This window comes from Pseudomonas fluorescens (assembly GCF_019212185.1).
Lineage (GTDB): Bacteria > Pseudomonadota > Gammaproteobacteria > Pseudomonadales > Pseudomonadaceae > Aquipseudomonas.
The window spans coordinates 386,330-402,859 of sequence record NZ_CP078138.1; the positions used below are offsets into that span (position 1 = coordinate 386,330).

General features: G+C 56.6%; 14 protein-coding genes and 1 tRNA gene. 7 read left to right on the forward strand and 8 right to left on the reverse strand.

Annotation, left to right across the window (positions count from 1 at the left end; translation table 11 throughout):
- Window position 1 precedes the first annotated feature (1 nt).
- Both KW062_RS01630 and KW062_RS01635 read right to left on the reverse strand, forming a co-directional pair.
- Window positions 2-3,145, reverse strand: coding sequence for a Mur ligase family protein (locus KW062_RS01630; protein WP_105755925.1), 3,144 nt, complete (start codon window positions 3,143-3,145; stop codon window positions 2-4).
- A gap of 161 nt (window positions 3,146-3,306) precedes the next feature.
- Window positions 3,307-3,507 carry a hypothetical protein gene (locus KW062_RS01635; protein ID WP_027617210.1) on the reverse strand — a complete coding sequence of 67 codons (201 nt, stop codon included), beginning with the start codon at window positions 3,505-3,507 and terminating at the stop codon, window positions 3,307-3,309.
- 605 nt (window positions 3,508-4,112) lie between these two features.
- Between KW062_RS01635 and KW062_RS01640 the strand changes: the two genes are divergently transcribed.
- The 4 genes from KW062_RS01640 to pcaG all read left to right on the forward strand — a co-directional run bounded on the left by KW062_RS01640 (window position 4,113) and on the right by pcaG (window position 7,369).
- On the forward strand, window positions 4,113-4,934 hold the full coding sequence (locus tag KW062_RS01640; RefSeq protein ID WP_105755926.1) for a MinD/ParA family ATP-binding protein: 822 nt from the start codon (window positions 4,113-4,115) through the stop codon (window positions 4,932-4,934).
- Window positions 4,935-5,007: 73 nt separating this feature from the next.
- Window positions 5,008-5,937, forward strand: a complete 930-nt coding sequence (pcaQ, locus tag KW062_RS01645) for a pca operon transcription factor PcaQ (protein WP_105755924.1) — start codon at window positions 5,008-5,010, stop codon at window positions 5,935-5,937.
- Between the two features lie 97 nt (window positions 5,938-6,034).
- Entirely contained in the window at window positions 6,035-6,754 is a 720-nt protein-coding gene (gene pcaH, locus KW062_RS01650) for a protocatechuate 3,4-dioxygenase subunit beta (protein WP_105755923.1), read from the forward strand.
- A gap of 12 nt (window positions 6,755-6,766) precedes the next feature.
- Entirely contained in the window at window positions 6,767-7,369 is a 603-nt protein-coding gene (gene pcaG / locus KW062_RS01655; RefSeq protein WP_027617214.1) for a protocatechuate 3,4-dioxygenase subunit alpha, read from the forward strand.
- 252 nt (window positions 7,370-7,621) lie between these two features.
- Here pcaG and KW062_RS01660 read toward each other — a convergent pair whose 3' ends face one another.
- From KW062_RS01660 to KW062_RS01685, 6 genes are all read right to left on the reverse strand, one after another.
- Complete coding sequence (locus KW062_RS01660) at window positions 7,622-8,593, reverse strand: RES family NAD+ phosphorylase (protein WP_256350874.1); 972 nt, start codon at window positions 8,591-8,593, stop codon at window positions 7,622-7,624.
- 53 nt (window positions 8,594-8,646) lie between these two features.
- Entirely contained in the window at window positions 8,647-9,582 is a 936-nt protein-coding gene (locus KW062_RS01665) for a sce7725 family protein (RefSeq protein WP_105755921.1), read from the reverse strand.
- A gap of 1 nt (window position 9,583) precedes the next feature.
- Complete coding sequence (locus tag KW062_RS01670) at window positions 9,584-10,489, reverse strand: sce7726 family protein (protein ID WP_105755920.1); 906 nt, start codon at window positions 10,487-10,489, stop codon at window positions 9,584-9,586.
- Between the two features lie 609 nt (window positions 10,490-11,098).
- Entirely contained in the window at window positions 11,099-11,374 is a 276-nt protein-coding gene (locus KW062_RS01675; protein ID WP_105755919.1) for a DUF3077 domain-containing protein, read from the reverse strand.
- Entirely contained in the window at window positions 11,367-11,822 is a 456-nt protein-coding gene (locus KW062_RS01680; protein ID WP_146118253.1) for a hypothetical protein, read from the reverse strand. The genes KW062_RS01675 and KW062_RS01680 overlap by 8 nt, the downstream gene beginning before the upstream one ends.
- Window positions 11,815-11,891 (reverse strand) — tRNA-Arg (locus tag KW062_RS01685). The genes KW062_RS01680 and KW062_RS01685 overlap by 8 nt, the downstream gene beginning before the upstream one ends.
- A 346-nt stretch (window positions 11,892-12,237) precedes the next feature.
- On the opposite strand from KW062_RS01685, the gene gabD reads away from it, so the two are divergent.
- From gabD to KW062_RS01700, 3 genes are all read left to right on the forward strand, one after another.
- Window positions 12,238-13,680 (forward strand): NADP-dependent succinate-semialdehyde dehydrogenase, encoded by a 1,443-nt coding sequence (gene gabD / locus KW062_RS01690; RefSeq protein ID WP_027617215.1) that lies wholly within the window; start codon window positions 12,238-12,240, stop codon window positions 13,678-13,680.
- 196 nt (window positions 13,681-13,876) lie between these two features.
- Entirely contained in the window at window positions 13,877-15,154 is a 1,278-nt protein-coding gene (gene gabT, locus KW062_RS01695) for a 4-aminobutyrate--2-oxoglutarate transaminase (protein WP_027617216.1), read from the forward strand.
- 136 nt (window positions 15,155-15,290) lie between these two features.
- Entirely contained in the window at window positions 15,291-16,511 is a 1,221-nt protein-coding gene (locus KW062_RS01700) for a response regulator (protein ID WP_027617217.1), read from the forward strand.
- Window positions 16,512-16,530 lie beyond the last annotated feature (19 nt).

The following is a 16,530-nucleotide window of genomic DNA, read 5'->3' on the forward strand; positions in this document are numbered from 1 at the left end:
GTCAGGGGGTCGCCAATGCCGGCTCGGTGTTGGTCAGCGATTCCACCAGTTCTGACAAGCGGGTGCCGCCCGAGCTTTTGACCAACACATAGTCATCTGCACGGAACCAGCGCGCGGCGTGCTCGGGCAGTTGTTCGCGCAATGCACTGACGTCCTCGAACCACTCGATGCTCAACTGCCCGCGCAACTGCGCGTACAGCCCGTGCATCAACGGGCCGCACAGCAGGGTATGGCGCGGTTTGGCCGCCAGCAGGTGCTCGGCCAGTTCCAGGTGATAACGCTGGCTGTCGGGGCCGAGCTCAAGCATATCGCCCAGCACGGCGACCCGTTGTTGCGGTAGCCCAGGTAGCTCGGCGAGCATTTTCAGCGAGGCACCCATCGAGCCGGGATTGGCGTTGTAAGCGTCGTTGATCAACTGGTACGCACCGCCCTCGCAGTGAACCGTCAGGGTATTGCCGCGACCTTGCACCGCTTCGAAGGTCTCCAGTGCGATCAGGGCTTGTTCGGTGGGCAAGCCGGCGGCAATCAGCGCGGCCAGGACCGACAAGGCGTTGAGTACCATGTGGTGGCCACGGGCGCGCAAGCTGAAGTGCAGTGGCGCGCCACGGAAACTGGCCGTGACCTGCAAATGCGAGGGCGTGGTGACACAGTCGATCAGCCGCAGGTCGGCCTGAGCATGCTCGCCGTAGCTGAGTTGGGACAATTGCGCGCGCCGGGCGGCATCCGCGAACACCTGGTAGTACGGCATGTCGTGGTTCAACACCGCGTGCCCGCCGGGCGCCATGGACCTGAAGATCGCGCTTTTCTTGCGTGCGACATTCTCCAGGGTGCCGTGGTACTCCAGATGTGCCGGCGACAGGCTGGTGACCACGGCAATGTGCGGGCGTACCAACTCGGAGTTGATCGGCATCCTGCCCACGGCCATTTCCAACACCCAAAAACGCGCTGGGGCGGTCATGCACGACAGGTTCCAGGCGATGCCGTGGGGCAGATTGGCGTTGCCTTCGGTCTGTGCCACCGGTCCCAGTTGCTGCAGGGCATGGGTGAGCATCGCGACCACTGTGGTCTTGCCGGCGCTGCCGGTGACGCCGAACACTTGGCCGCCGAAGTTCAGGCGGGCATGTCGTCCCATTTGCAGCATCGCTTCGGCAGTGTCGGCGACTTGCAGCACCGGCAGGCCGGTGTCGAGGTAGGGCGTCGGTTCGACGCAGACGAAGGCTGACGGCCGGCGGGATGGATCAGCGTTGGCCCACATCCGCGCCAAATGCGCTTCGTTGGGGCGCGCAGGGCTCGGTGGGCGACTCAGCATGCGCTGGTAGTTGCCGAAGACCATCGAAGGCACCAGGCCGCTGGCTTGCCAATCGGCGGGTGGAGCGACCACCCAGGTGCCGCCGGTTGCCCGGGCCACAGTGGCCGCGTCCCAGTGCCAGCCGTCTTGTGTGCGCGGCAGTGCGCGAGCGACCTGAGGCGCGCCATCACGCAGGTACTGGTGATAGGCGATCAGCCCGGACAAGTAGTGTTCGACGTCGTCGATGCGCACCCGAAACGCGTGGTGGCGAATGAAGAACGCACCGACGATGCGTGCCGGATTGCGAAAGAACATGGCGATTTCCGGCCAGAAATAGCCATTCATCAAATGCCCGGCACGGTGGTGCAGGGCGCGGTAGAACGCCTGTAGGTCGACTTCATTGAGCAAGTGGCGCAACTCCGGCATTTGCTCGATCCGCTGCAGCATCTGCTGGGCGGCCATCATCAGTTCCAGCAGGGTCGGGAAGGTGGTGATGCGCTGCTGGACGAAGCCCAGGTAGTCGACGAAGTTGTTCAGGCCGAAACGGAAGTATTTTTCCTCGGGACGGTAGCGCGTCAGCTCGTTGACGCAGTAGCTCAGCCAATGGTCGTGCTCGCGGTGGTGCTGTTTGGCGATGAAGTAGTCGAAGGCTTTTTCAACCACCTGCAGCCAGCGCTCGTCGCCGCTCAGGCCATACAAGCGCATCAGGCCAAAGGCCGCTTCGCCGTCGTAGTAGATGATCCGGAAGGGCGCCTTGATGCTCAGGTCGCCGGCGTGCAAAACGTGATTGAAGCCGCCGGTGCGCCGGTCCTGCATTGAGGCGATGCCGTTGGCCAGCGCGGACAGCAACGGCAAGTAATCGCGGCTGTCGGTGACTTCGCAGTATTTGACCAGGGCCAGCAGGCAAACCGCATTACCGCCTAATTTGATTTCATCGCCGGTATCCACCAGGAATGCTGCAGCGCTGCCGTCGGCCAAGGTGTAGGGCTTGATCAGATGCGTGGTGAGATAGCCGAGCGCACGCTGGATCGACCCATGCAGCGCTTCGTCGCCGGTCAGTGCAAAGGCTTCGATCATCGAGTAGGTGGTGCTGGCATGGCGCAGGGCGTTGTAGTTTTCGATGGTGCGATCGAAGCAGGGGAACACGCCGTAGACGAACTGCCCGCTGTCTTTGACCTGGCGACTGAGAAACTCGGAGGCCGTGACCACCTTGTCGCGAACATCGCCAGCGCTCAGCTCGGCAGTTTTGCGCCGGCCCACGCTGGAGCCGTTGCCATGCAACTCATGGACGACACCGTCTTCAGCACAAAAAACGCCTCGGGTCTGAAACAGGTAGACCTGTGTGCCGGGGTTGTCCTGTGCGGCCATCACCGCGTCCAGTGCGGCCGAATCACTGAAGCGCTTTTTCACGTAGACCGAAAAGTTGCCCAGGTTGAACGTGGCCAGGGGCATGTTGGCGCCGCCGTAGAGGATGGCGTTAGCGTTGATTTCCTGTTCGGTCAGCGCGGTTTTCAGCGCCGGATCGAAAGCGATGCCCTGCCTGAAATAGTTGCGCTTGTAACGCTTGAGACGCTCCAGCAGTTGGGCCCAGGACAATGAGGTCACATTAACTGCACACTCGACTCGCAACCAAAGTGCGCTGTCGGAAAGTTCGAGCGCCTGCAGGGCCTGCAGTCCGTCGTTCCAGGCCGCCTCGAAGCTGGCTGCGCCCACCTGGAACACCCGCGCCCGCTGGGAGCCATCACTGATGGAAAAGAACAGACAGCAGACCGTTGGGTTGTCATCCTCGGTTGTGAGCTCGGCATTCTGCGGTTGGAGAAAGTTGTAACAAGCCGTTAGTTGCTGTTTCAAAGACATAAGAAAATCCATTGTCAACGTCAGTTGAAGACAGGGGCAGGGCGAAGTGCTCTATGTACGCAACAGGATAATTATGTGAGCTGCGTCACAGTTAGCGTCATTGCTCCCCACCGAAATGGGCTGATTCAGGTGGGGAGTTGGGAAGACTTAGTACGCGGGTCCTAATTAAGTGGGAAATTATCTTCGCGAATCGATTCCTCTGCGGAAAAATTGATCGGCTGATCAAATTCGCTCAAGTGGTTTTTGATTAGTTTTCTGAGAATTTGCGATACGGTTAGATCAACTGTCTCAGAGAGATCTTCTAATTTCTTTTTCGTCGGAAGATCGATCAATATAGTGAGGCGCGCGGTTTTCTTGTGCATATGCGATCCTTCTCTCCCGTCGCGATATTACAGCGACGGTTGGTTCTCCAATTCCCGATAAAAAATAGGGCTTTAGGTGGAAATTCCAAAGCTCAGTAAGGACTCTAATTCAACCGCTGAAGATTTTCTACATTAGCGGAAAAAAATATCACCCTCCCGTGAGCCTTGATTTAAAGGGTTTTGTGACTGCTATTGGCCCCTCGTTACAATCAAGCACACATCTTTTTATCATCATATTAGGAGGTTTTTTCGTCTCTGCAAGGCACATTCCAAATTGATCGAAAATCACGTTAAGGTAATGCTTTTGGATTAAATACAATTGTCCGGAAACCAGACTCTTTGGCGTGTTTTGAGGCGTGTATCATTATTCATCTCAGGTGGTTGTTCGCAGCGTACTGTCCTCCTTTCTGGCGCTTGAGGTTAAGGCTGTTTAGTTGTGTGGTGGTTGCCTCGCGGATTCCCGGGTGTCGATACTTTGGGTGTCGGGTAAAGGCGTTGACGTTATCTATAACAACTAATTAAAAAGTATTAAGTGTCCAACAAACCTGCCCAGCAATTGTTGTAAAGGACAGACCTGCTTTATGCATGCAATAGACCCATTGAAAATTACTCCCGTGCATCGCGTGCGCGTTATTGCGGTCGGCGGCGGCAAAGGGGGTGTTGGTAAAACCACGGTGGCGGTTAATCTTGCCGTGGCGCTGGCAAAAGCTGGAAAGCGCGTGGTATTGCTCGATGCCGACCTGGGGCTGGGCAGTATCGATGTACTGTTGGGGTTGCTCCCTCGGCTCACCCTGGCGGACGTCATTGATGGGCGCTGCAGTCTTGTGGAGGCACTTATCCGCGGCCCCGGCGGAATTCGCATCGCACCCGCAGCGTCGGGCCTGCAGAGCATGCTCAAGCTGCAACCCGCGCAGTTTCGTGCGCTCACCCATGCATTCAGTGCAATCAGTGAAGAGCTGGATGTTTTGATCATCGACACGGCCGGCGGTCTGGGGCAATGGGTATTGAGTTTTCTGCAGGCGGCGCAGGAAGTTTTGCTGGTGATGTGCAACGAGCCGGCCTCGGTCCGCGGGACCGCTAACCTGATCAAGTTGCTTCACCAGGACTACGGCCTTCACCGTTTTCGGATACTGGTCAACAAGTCAGAAGGGCCACTCGAGAGCCGTAAGCTGTTTGCCGAGTTACATAGGTACACCGACCCTTTTCTCGATGTGCAACTGCATTACATAGGCGCAGTCCCCAACGACGATGCTGTGGCAAAGGCCGTGCGCAAGCGTCAGGCGGTGGTCGATGGTTACGCGCGTTCCAAGTTCGCCCGGGCGTTTCGCGACCTCGCCTTGAAAACCGAGGCCTGGCCGCTGCCGACTCACCCCGCCGGGCATGTAGAGTTTTTCGTCGAGCAACTGGCGCAGAGTTCCAGGGGCTGAGCTCATCGCGGTGTTGCTCGCGCAGCACTTTCAACAATAATGGACGCCACACCTTCTCAGGCAGAGCGTCCGCTTGAACATCGATACCCGCATCAAATTCCGCCATCTGCTGTGTTTTCTCGAAGTCGCGCGCCAGGGCAGCCTGGCCCGCGCCTGCGACAAACTGGCGATCAGCCAGCCGGCGCTGTCGAAGACCTTGAAGGAGCTGGAGACCCTTCTCGACTCCACCCTGTTCGAGCGCAGCAAAAAGGGCACGACCCTGACCGAGGCGGGTGTGGCGTTCCTGCGTTACGCCGGGCCGAGCGTGCAATCGCTGCGTGAGGGGGTGAACAGTCTGCGCTCCGGGGTGCACGAGCCCATCACCCTGCAGCTCGGCGTGCTGTCCACTGTCGAAAGCCTGTTGGTGCCGGAAGTGGTCTGCCGGCTGCACCAACGGCATCCGGCGCTGGTGGTGAAAATCGTGACCGGGGCCAGTGCTCATCTGTTGGCGCAACTGCGCGTCGGCGAGCTGGATCTGGTGGTGGGGCGCATGACCGACAGCCCGGCGATTCTCGGCCTGGCCTTCGAGCATCTTTATAGCGAGTCCATGACCCTGGTGGTGCGTACCGGTCATCCGGTTTTGGCCGATCCACAGGGCCAACACGACTTGCAGGACTATCCGTTGGTCCTGCCGTCGGCGGGCACCACTATTCGCAAATTTGCCGACAGTCTCTTCGTGCAGCACGGCATCACCCCGTCGCGGCAACGCCTGGAAACCCTGTCGGTGGCCCTGAGCCGGCGCTACGTGCAATCCAGCCAGGCGATCTGGGTCGCGCCGCTGGACGCGGTCCGCCAGGACTTGCGCCAGGGTGATCTGGTCGAGCTGGATCTGGGCATGCGCGAGCCCGGCGGCTCGGTAGGGCTGTGCAGCAACCCGGCCTTGCCGCTGACGTCCGCGGCGCAATGGTGCGCGCAGGTGCTGCGTGAGGTGGGTGAGGAATACCGCGGTGGCCACTATCCATAACCATTTGGATATGGATAGGGTCGGTATTTTCAATGTTTGATTGGGCCGCAACAGGCGAAGCTTACGGACCTTTCACCATAATAATAGGAAGTACGACATGTCCGACGCGCACGACAGCCGCTTCGTCATTCGTGACCGTAATTGGCATCCCAAAGCCCTGACGCCTGACTACAAGACCTCGATCCTGCGCTCGCCACGCCAAGCCCTGGTGAGCATTCCGCAATCGGTCTCGGAAACCAGCGGTCCGGACTTCTCCCACCTGCGCATGGACAAGTACGACAACGACTTGCTGCTGAACTTCAATAACGGCGGGCTGCCGATTGGTGAGCGCATCCTCATCGCCGGTCGCGTCTGTGATCAGTACGGTAAGCCGATTCCCCATACCCTGGTGGAAATGTGGCAAGCCAACGCCGGCGGCCGTTACCGCCATAAGAAGGACAGCTACCTGGCGCCGCTGGACCCGAACTTTGGTGGCGTCGGCCGTGCGCTGACCGACCGCGATGGCAATTACAGCTTCCGCACCGTCAAACCCGGCCCGTACCCATGGCGCAATGGCCCCAACGACTGGCGCCCGGCCCACGTGCATGTGTCCATCAGCGGCCCGTCCATCGCCACGCGGCTGATTACCCAGCTTTATTTCGAAGGGGATCCACTGATCCCGATGTGCCCGATCGTCAAGTCGATTGCCAACCAGGAGGCGGTGCAGAGCCTGATCGCCAGACTGGACATGAGCATGGCCAATCCGATGGATTGCCTGGCCTATCGCTTTGACATCGTCCTGCGCGGCCAGCGCAAGACCCACTTCGAAAACTGCTGAGGAGGCCTGCACATGCCCGTTCAACTGCTGAATGAAACCCCATCGCAAACCGCCGGCCCCTATGTGCACATCGGCCTGGCGCTGGAAACCGCCGGCAACGAGCCGCGCGAAGAGGAAATCTGGAACCAGATGGCCAAGCCCGGCGCACCCGGCGAGCACATCGTGGTGGTGGGTTGCGTCTACGACGGCAACGGCCAACTGATTCGCGATGCGTTCCTGGAATGCTGGCAGGCCGACCACCAGGGCGTCTACGACAGCGACTACGACCTGCAAAAGCCGTTCAACGGCTTCGGTCGCACCGCCACCACCGATGCTGGCGAATGGACGATCAACACCATCAAGCCAGGCGTCGTGAAAAACGCCGCCGGCGTACCGATGGCCGCGCACATCAACGTGTCGCTGTTCGCCCGTGGCATCAACATCCACCTGCAGACCCGCCTGTACTTCGACGACGAAGCCGAGGCCAACGCCGTGGACCCGGTGCTGAACCTGATCGAACAACCCCACCGCCGCGAATCGCTGATCGCCAAGCGCTGCACGGTGGACGGCAAGCTGGCTTATCGCTTTGATATTTATCTGCAGGGCCCAGCGGAGACCGTGTTCTTCGATTTCTGAGGACGGCCGAGGGTGTTGCGCTGCAAGGGCGTGGCACCCTGGATTGGGAATGCAGCAGAGAGTGTGCGCGTGTCCCTTGCTTTACAAGTGATGAAAGATGCTCAGATAATCTTCGAGATTTATCTATAATTTATTGATTTGTATTGCTTTTTGTATTTTTCGAGTTTGCAAGGCGCGAGGCATAAGGCCGGGGAAAAAACCAGAGAGCGAATTGCAATCACTCTCTGCTGAGTTGTGGTTTTAGCTGGTCTTTCAGGTCGCGCAGGGGGCCGCCTTAACAAGAACGTGGTGAACTCTATGAGGGGTCAACTGAATTCCCTTTGCCTTAGCCGGGTAGAACAGTGCGAGGTTTATCTCCTCGCCAATTGAACTTTTATAAATGACGCCATCAAATCCATTTTTCTTTATAAGTTCGCATAAGTACTGGCTTGGTATGTAGTCAATCGCCGCTGACTTTGGTAGTACAGGTCGAGTTAACTCTTCGCCCAGTCGCACCAGGAACTCAATATCTCCTCGGAGTGCAGCAATTTCTTCATCGTCTGCACAGATAAAGGGAGTTATCAAGCTTCGGGGGCTTCGTAAATCGGCGAGTCTAACTTCCTCTACGATTTTGAATTCTGCGACTGTTACAAATTCACCAGTATGTGGGCGAATTTCTGAGATTGATGTTAAAACATCCGATGCGACATATAAATAAGGTATTCCTACGGGGTTTGCCCGGCCGTGGGTCGCTTTGTCTTTTGGCGGTGGCCCCATTTTTTCAAGCGAGTATGGTTCTTCGGACTCCTGAATTCGTGCTCTAAACCATTTTTCAGGGAGGGTGCCTTTGTAAATAAGTTGAGAGAGGAGATAGGAAAATCTATCTAGGCTAATTGTCTCTTTCGGAAAAAATCGATTTTCTTCCATTAACTCTTTTCGAAGATTTTCCCAGTTGTCTAGATTTTTAGAAAAGCATTTGGTTGAAGGCGCAAACATTTCTCGCGGAAAGTTTCCATCTTGGAATACGTCGGCGAGTAAATCCTTTGTATTCGCCAAGTCCAAGCTTGTGAACATGTTCCAGTCGGTTTTAAACCACTCGCCCAGAGTCGCTCCACTGTCTGACTTTGTATAAATTCCCGCCAAGAGTTCAAGATACTCTCTGAGCTTAACTGGTTCGACCAAAGGCATGTTTTGGGATTTGCAAAATGAACAATATCCATGCTCGAGAGCGATTTGTTCAATCACGGAGCTTAAATGATTATCGCCAAAGCAAATTGGGCAGCATTTTCTCATGATAGTTACCCAAGGTAGTTTGCGATAACTTCGATGTGGTGCTTCATAGACAGCTTTTTGACATATCCAAGCCCAGGGAAGTGCTTTCTATTATAAAGATCGACAAGTTCTTCGACAGCCGATGTGCGCAGGATTTTTGAACCGGGTTCTTCAAGTTTTGCGACCAATTTGGTCAATGCTTCGTAAAATTTTCCCGCTGGGTCAGTTGGGGTATCCTGTCTATCCGATTTAAAGTGGTAAATATACATTGCATTATCCATTTCAGGATCGATGAATGTCAGGTGGATAGCAACTGCATAAGCTGGGCCGCCAGATTCAGAATACTCATCTCCAACGATCAGAAAGTCACCAAAACCATTAACGCCCTCATCTCTGAACGTTGCGTGTAGGTCCGAGAAAGGCTCTACGTCGGGGTATTTGCTATTAGCTTGGCGCTTGAATCCGTCCCGCAGCAATATGCGCGTGGTCTCACTGAAATGCTTCTGATAAAGTTTTCCGCAATATTCTTCAGCGAATACGTGGCTGACTTTTCTCTGCCAGTTTTGCGTGACTTCGACTAGAGCTTTTGGTTCAGTAAAACCAAAGTGAATAAAGTACAGTGAGTGATTCGGGTACGTGCTACAGATTTCCAGTGCGTCAGTCGTACTAGTTTTGTTTGTTAGAAGAATGCCGACCGAAACATTTTGGTGTGCCTTGATCTCTTCTGTCACGAACGATTGGATCGCAGCCGAATTTTCTGTGTGATCGCCATAATATGGGTTCACAATCAAAACTGCTTCAGCGCCAGTTGCTGATAGTGCTTCAATTGATCTTTTTAGGCCACTCAATGACTCCCGGACTGGTTCAATAATTGAAATGATCTTGTTTTTAGCTAGAACATCTGCGGACTCTTTGATTGTAAGTAAGTCAAACTGTTTGCCACGAAAATATGGGTAGTACATGTTATCTCGCCCAATTAAGGGCCTCCCTGATTGATGTGTTTACAGCATCCAACAGCGTTGTTTGTTCTCGCAACTTCAGTGGTGTAGATAAAACTGCCGCTTGCAAGGAGTCTGGCAGTTGAGGTAATAGTCCTGCGAGGGGTAAAGAGTTTCGCGATTTTCGGAGGACCTTAACCATATGTTCATGCGTGGTTACAGGGTCCAAAGATCTAAATATTTCGCCTATTGCAGACCTAATCTCTGTATTTGCAACTTGTGGTGGTGTGATTCCGAACACTCTTAAGATTTCCACTGCTTCTCGAAGCTGAATTGCCTCGAATATGACACCCGGGGAGACTCTATCCGGAGTGTCTTGAATCTCTCTTATCGTAGAAATCCCATGCCTATTGTTTAAGAGTAAAACGCCTACATCAGGTGGTGTTGTCGTTAGTATTTCATCTAAGTGGTTTTCGCCAGTTATAACATAAACTTTTGCGAAAAACTTTTTGTAAGTGCTAACTTGAGTATGCAGTCTGCCTAGGTTGTCGCGTTCGGACTTGATTTCATATGCAGTAGATGTGCCGTTGAATATGGCTACGTCGGCTTTGCAATTATCGACGCGAAATTCAGAGACGAAAGACGCCGTTTTGAGTGAGTGTCTTCCTAAAAGCAACTTTTTTGTGATTGCCGCTTTGTATGCATATTCGTGTCTGTAGTCTTTTTTTCGCAGAAGGCGAAAGGCACTTTCAAAGATTTCGCTAATGGGGGCTGCAAGACTGGCTTCATTGATTGATAAAGACTCTTTTATAAGTCTCGAAAATAAAGGTGATTTACCTTTTTGAGCTAGTTCTCGAATGACTGCTGCAGAAAACAGTCTGGCGACTGCGGACTGCTGACTTCCATCGAGAACTTTAGTGTGCAAACTCATAAGGTTGAATCTCTGTTTTCGCAGAATTTATGGCGCTTTCGTATGGCCTTCTAAGGAGGCTAGTCGAAGACCGTGATTCTGACAGATAGGCCGATTCTAGTCTCGAGATTTGTAGGCGCCAGGAAGGCTGAGGGCTGCCTAAGATATTGGGCTACCAGAGCAAATGCTGCCCTTATTGACTACGATGTGTCGGTAACTTTTCGCACCTTGGCTTGCCCCTCGTACGTGTGAGGACCCGCGGCTACCAAATTCAGTAGCAAGCAGGTGCGATTTGACGAAGCGAAGGGTCGTTGTAAAAGAGAGCAATAAAAATCACCGATCATGACTGCAGGTGTGTGGTTGCGCGCGCTTTGAGAAAAGTAATCCGGGTGAGTGCGATTATTGAATGTCGTGCGTGAATCCCTCGTTGGTGCTTTTTCCGGTTGTCCAACCCTTCTTGCCATTTCGTTATGTGCGATGCCCGCCCGACTGCTACCAGCAGAGGGTGTGGACTGCTTTATGATCGTGTAGGTTGCGCAATCCCCTGACTTTCATTTTTCGCCATTTTGGAGGCCCCAAAATTCGGGGCGCATGTCAAAGGTGGGTCGTTACTATTTCTGCAACGTGTTGCTACTGAGCCGGCTTCGATTGGGTCAGCACTTTAACCACATCATCAATCACAGCCTTACCCATCGCAGTCAGATAATGAGCAGCCCACGCATGACGGTCAGTGTCCTTCGCATAGGCCGCATCCTCGGCGAACGCTTTAGCAAGGCACAGGAAATCTGACGCCTGCGCCAGAGCTTTGCTAATCGGCACGCCGCTGCTGACATGGAACAGCGGTTCGTCCGGGCAATAGATGCAAGGAGTCGAGCCAATGGTTTTGGCTTCTGGTTGTTCAGTCATTTGCCATCTCCATTAATAGAGATGCATTGAGGGTTCGATTGGGAATCGCGCTGAGGGAGAGGCTGAATTTCGGACGGTTTTGTAGTGCGCATGGTCTAGCTCCTTGACGTAGAGCTGCCACTTTTTCGTTACCAAGCGAATAGGTGGCAGCTGTGCGCAGGTTGGTAAACCGGGAGTCAAGGAATCCGGCACGCCCGAAGACGTCCCACGCACAGCCGCCATAACGCAAATTGCGGGCGAAAAAAAACGCCTGCAATGCATATGGGGGCGCCGTTGCGCTCAACTCTCGGGTTACCAAGCCCGGTCGCTGAATTGGCAGCGACGGCGCGAGGGTACCGTGCAGGCTGATCTCCTGCAACCATCGCAAATGGCCTGTAAAAACAACACCCACAAAAAAGCCCCAGACCCATAAGGCCTGAGGCTTTTTCTTTACAGCTGTATGGTGCACCAGGCGGGATTCGAACCCACGACCCCTGCCTTCGGAGGGCAGTACTCTATCCAGCTGAGCTACTGGTGCAGCGGGCGCCATGATACGCATAAGCGTGGCGGGCGTCCATGCTGCTGAAAAACCTGTTGTTTTGCCTCTGTCGACGCGCGTTCGTCACGTTGATCCGAAATACTGGGCAAAAGTCGGCTTTACGTTCTTTTTTTCGAACAGCCTATTGTCCTTTACCCCCTTTGATCCTAGGATTCGTTTGAGATTTCAAACGCTCTTGTCTGGGTGCTGAACCGCACGTGTTTCGAACCGTGCGCTATTTATGTGCTTCAGCCCGGTGAATGAGTTCCCTGACGGCAGCCCAAGGGCGCCTTTCTACAATCATAATTCGCTCCGCGCGTGCGCGGTGCTGTTAAGGAAAGCCGACATGCAGCTTAAAGATTCCCTGTTGTTCCGCCAGCAAGCCTTCATCGATGGTGCTTGGGTAGATGCGGACAATGGTCAGACGATCAACGTCAACAACCCGGCAACGGGCGATATTCTGGGCACCGTACCGAAAATGGGCGCTGCCGAAACCCGCCGTGCCATCGAAGCTGCCGACAAGGCGCTGCCGGCCTGGCGTGCACTGACCGCCAAAGAGCGGGCGAACAAGCTGCGTCGCTGGTACGAATTGCTGATCGAAAACCAGGAAGACCTCGGTCGCCTGATGACCCTCGAGCAGGGCAAGCCATTGGCCGAAGCCAAGGGCGAAATCGTTTACGCTGCCTCCTTCATCGAATGGTTCGCCGAAGAAGCCAAGCGCATCTACGGTGACGTGATCCCGGGCCACCAGCCAGACAAGCGCCTGATCGTGATCAAGCAGCCAATCGGCGTGACTGCAGCGATCACTCCGTGGAACTTCCCGGCCGCCATGATCACCCGTAAAGCTGGCCCGGCCCTGGCCGCCGGTTGCACCATGGTGATCAAGCCTGCTTCGCAAACTCCATTCTCGGCCCTGGCCCTGGTTGAACTGGCGCACCGTGCCGGCATCCCGAAAGGCGTGCTGAGCGTGGTGACCGGCAGCGCCGGCGACATCGGCGGCGAGCTGACCAGCAACCCGATCGTGCGCAAGCTGTCGTTCACCGGCTCGACCGAAATCGGTCGCCAGCTGATGGCCGAATGCGCCAAGGACATCAAGAAAGTGTCCCTGGAGCTGGGCGGCAACGCGCCGTTCATCGTGTTCGACGACGCGGACCTGGACAAGGCCGTCGAAGGCGCAATCATTTCCAAGTACCGCAACAACGGCCAGACCTGCGTCTGCGCCAACCGCCTGTACATCCAGGACTCGATCTACGACGCCTTCGCCGAGAAACTCGCGGCGGCCGTGGCCAAGCTGAAGATCGGCAACGGTCTGGAAGAAGGCACCACCACTGGTCCGTTGATCGATGGCAAGGCCGTGGCCAAGGTTCAGGAACACATCGCTGACGCCCTGAGCAAAGGCGCAACCCTGCTCACCGGCGGCAAGGTGATGGAAGGCAACTTCTTCGAACCGACCATCCTCACCAACGTGCCGAAAACCGCGGCCGTGGCCAAGGAAGAAACCTTCGGCCCACTGGCGCCGCTGTTCCGCTTCAAAGACGAAGCCGAAGTGATCGCGATGTCCAACGACACCGAGTTCGGTCTGGCCTCGTACTTCTATGCCCGCGACCTGGGCCGTGTGTTCCGTGTGGCCGAGGCTCTGGAATACGGCATGGTTGGCGTGAATACCGGGTTGATCTCCAACGAAGTCGCGCCGTTCGGCGGCATCAAGGCGTCGGGCCTGGGCCGTGAAGGCTCCAAGTACGGCATCGAGGATTACCTGGAAATCAAATACCTGTGCCTGGGCATCTAAGCCGCAAGGCTTGAGCCGGGCAGGGCATTGCTTGAAACGCAAAGGGCACGAGAGCGCTGACCCTTTGCGTGTTTCACCGGATTCTTATCTGTGGCCGGGAAAGCTGTGGCAGTCGATCATCGCATGCTGCCGTAGTTGCCTCCCCGCCGCGTAATCCTTGAACCACGCCGACCGATGAGCGGCGAATGAGGACACTATGAGCAAGACTAACGCTTCTTTGATGAAACGCCGTGAAGCCGCTGTACCACGCGGTGTTGGCCAGATTCACCCAATCTTCGCCGAGTCCGCGAAGAACGCCACCGTGACCGACGTTGAAGGTCGCGAGTTCATCGACTTCGCCGGCGGTATCGCCGTGCTGAACACCGGTCACGTGCACCCGAAAATCATCGCCGCCGTGACTGAACAGCTGAACAAGCTGACCCACACTTGCTTCCAGGTGCTGGCGTACGAACCGTACGTAGAACTGTGCGAAAAAGTGAACGCCAAGGTCCCAGGTGATTTCGCCAAGAAAACCCTGCTGGTCACCACCGGTTCGGAAGCCGTGGAAAACGCCGTGAAAATCGCCCGTGCCGCCACTGGCCGCGCTGGCGTGATCGCCTTCACCGGCGCCTACCACGGCCGCACCATGATGACCCTGGGTCTGACTGGTAAAGTCGTGCCTTACTCGGCAGGCATGGGCCTGATGCCAGGCGGCGTGTTCCGCGCGCTGTACCCGAACGAACTGCACGGTGTGAGCATCGACGACTCGATCGCCAGCATCGAACGCATCTTCAAGAACGATGCCGAGCCGCGTGACATCGCCGCCATCATCATCGAGCCGGTGCAGGGTGAAGGCGGTTTCTACGTCGCGCCTAAAGAGTTCATGAAGCGCCTGCGTGCCCTGTGCGACCAGCACGGCATCCTGCTGATCGCTGACGAAGTACAAACCGGCGCTGGCCGTACCGGCACCTTCTTCGCCATGGAACAGATGGGCGTTGCTGCCGACCTGACCACCTTTGCCAAATCCATCGCTGGCGGCTTCCCGCTGGCCGGTGTCTGCGGCAAGGCCGAATACATGGACGCCATCGCTCCAGGCGGCCTGGGCGGCACCTACGCCGGTAGCCCGATCGCGTGTGCTGCGGCCCTGGCCGTGATGGAAGTGTTCGAAGAAGAGCACCTGCTGGATCGCTGCAAGGCGGTGGGCGAGCGTCTGGTGACCGGCCTGAAAGCCATCCAGGCGAAGTACCCGGTCATCGGTGAAGTGCGTGCCCTGGGCGCGATGATCGCGGTCGAGCTGTTCGAGAACGGCGACAGCCACAAGCCTAACGCCCCAGCCGTGGCTGCAGTGGTTGCCAAGGCTCGCGAGAAAGGTCTGATTCTGCTGTCCTGCGGCACCTACGGCAACGTGCTGCGGGTCCTGGTTCCGCTGACTTCGCCGGACGAGCAACTGGACAAAGGTCTGGCGATCATCGAAGAGTGCTTCTCCGAGCTCTGATCACCGAGTGTGACCGGCTTCACAAAAAACCCGCTTCGGCGGGTTTTTTTGGTCTTTGGAAACACATCCTCGGCTTTTCACCTGTATCGAAGTGCCAGCATTGTCTAAGGTGCAAGGATTGTCCCGGAGTGAAAAGATGACCGTTGTAGAGCTTCCCGCTGTGCCTCGCGTGCTGATTGCCGAAGCCGATCCCTGGTCGCGCGATCTGCTCAAACAGGTGTTGCTCAACGTGCGTTGCGACGCGCGGCTGGACCTGTGTGCCGACGGCCAGCAAGCGCTGCAACTGTTGAGCGAGCAGCCCTATGACCTGGTGATCGCCGATTGGGAATTGCCGGGGGTCGATGGCCTCAATGTGCTGCGCAGTGTGCGTCAGCGCCGTCGCCAGCCGTTGCTGCCGTTCATTCTGATGAGCAGCCGCAACGACAGCGCCAGCGTCCATGAAGCCGTGCCGCTGGCACCCACTGCCTATCTGACCAAACCGCTGGACATGGAAAACCTGACCCTGCGCTTGCAGCAGTTGCTGCTCAACGCCGGGCAGACTGTGTCCTGCGAGGTGCCGACCCTGGCGCCGGGCATGAGCCTTTCGACCTTTCTCGAGCGCCGCCGCGAGCTGGCCGACGGTGCGCCGCTGCTCACCGACGTGCAGCAGGCGGTCAAGCGCAGCCTTAATCCCAATGGTCTGGACCTGCGCTTGCTGGAAGAGGAAGTGCGCACCGACCCACAGATCACCGCCGTGCTGATCGCCGCCGCCAACAGCGCCGCCCATCACCTGGGTGAAGGCGTACAGACCCTGCCCCAGGCTCTTCATCGCCTGGGTACCGGGCAAAGCATGAACCTGGTGCTCGGGCTGGCCCTCAAGCGCAGCGCCAGGTTGAGCGACCCGCTGCTGGCCGACTACGCCGAGCGCTACTGGGAGCTGTCGCTGCACACCGCGGAATACGCCCGGACCCTGGCGCGCCTGCTTGATCTTGATCAGGAGCGCTGCTACTGCGCGGGCATGCTCCATTGCCTCGGCGACCTGGCACTGTTGCGTTGCCTGCAGGAGTGGAAACAGGCCGGCGGCGAGCTGGATGATCAGGAGCAGATCGGCAACGCCCTCACGGAGTTTGCCGCCGCCTACGGTTCGGCCTTGCGCACCCGCTGGCGCCTGCCGCTGGAGCTGCGGGAATTGATTGCCGCGGTTTATCAGCTTGGTGGCGGGGTGTACTCGCGCGAAGCGCTGGTGATGAACATGGCGGCCAGTCTGGCGCGCCTGACCGAGCATGAGGGCGTGGAAGCGTTGGCTAAAAGCCGGACGGCGCGCCTGCTGAAGATTGGCTTGCCGGAATTGATGCGCCTGCGCAAGACGCCAGCCTGAGCGCGGGAGTGAGTTGCCT

What these genes read in the sequence shown, in the direction of transcription:
- KW062_RS01630 (WP_105755925.1), bottom strand. Translation starts at nt 3,145, where the DNA reads ATGTCTTTGAAACAGCAACTAACGGCTTGTTACAACTTTCTCCAACCG.
- KW062_RS01635 (WP_027617210.1), bottom strand. Translation starts at nt 3,507, where the DNA reads ATGCACAAGAAAACCGCGCGCCTCACTATATTGATCGATCTTCCGACG.
- pcaH (WP_105755923.1), top strand. Translation starts at nt 6,035, where the DNA reads ATGTCCGACGCGCACGACAGCCGCTTCGTCATTCGTGACCGTAATTGG.
- pcaG (WP_027617214.1), top strand. Translation starts at nt 6,767, where the DNA reads ATGCCCGTTCAACTGCTGAATGAAACCCCATCGCAAACCGCCGGCCCC.
- KW062_RS01665 (WP_105755921.1), bottom strand. Translation starts at nt 9,582, where the DNA reads ATGTACTACCCATATTTTCGTGGCAAACAGTTTGACTTACTTACAATC.
- KW062_RS01670 (WP_105755920.1), bottom strand. Translation starts at nt 10,489, where the DNA reads ATGAGTTTGCACACTAAAGTTCTCGATGGAAGTCAGCAGTCCGCAGTC.
- KW062_RS01675 (WP_105755919.1), bottom strand. Translation starts at nt 11,374, where the DNA reads ATGACTGAACAACCAGAAGCCAAAACCATTGGCTCGACTCCTTGCATC.
- gabD (WP_027617215.1), top strand. Translation starts at nt 12,238, where the DNA reads ATGCAGCTTAAAGATTCCCTGTTGTTCCGCCAGCAAGCCTTCATCGAT.
- gabT (WP_027617216.1), top strand. Translation starts at nt 13,877, where the DNA reads ATGAGCAAGACTAACGCTTCTTTGATGAAACGCCGTGAAGCCGCTGTA.
- KW062_RS01700 (WP_027617217.1), top strand. Translation starts at nt 15,291, where the DNA reads ATGACCGTTGTAGAGCTTCCCGCTGTGCCTCGCGTGCTGATTGCCGAA.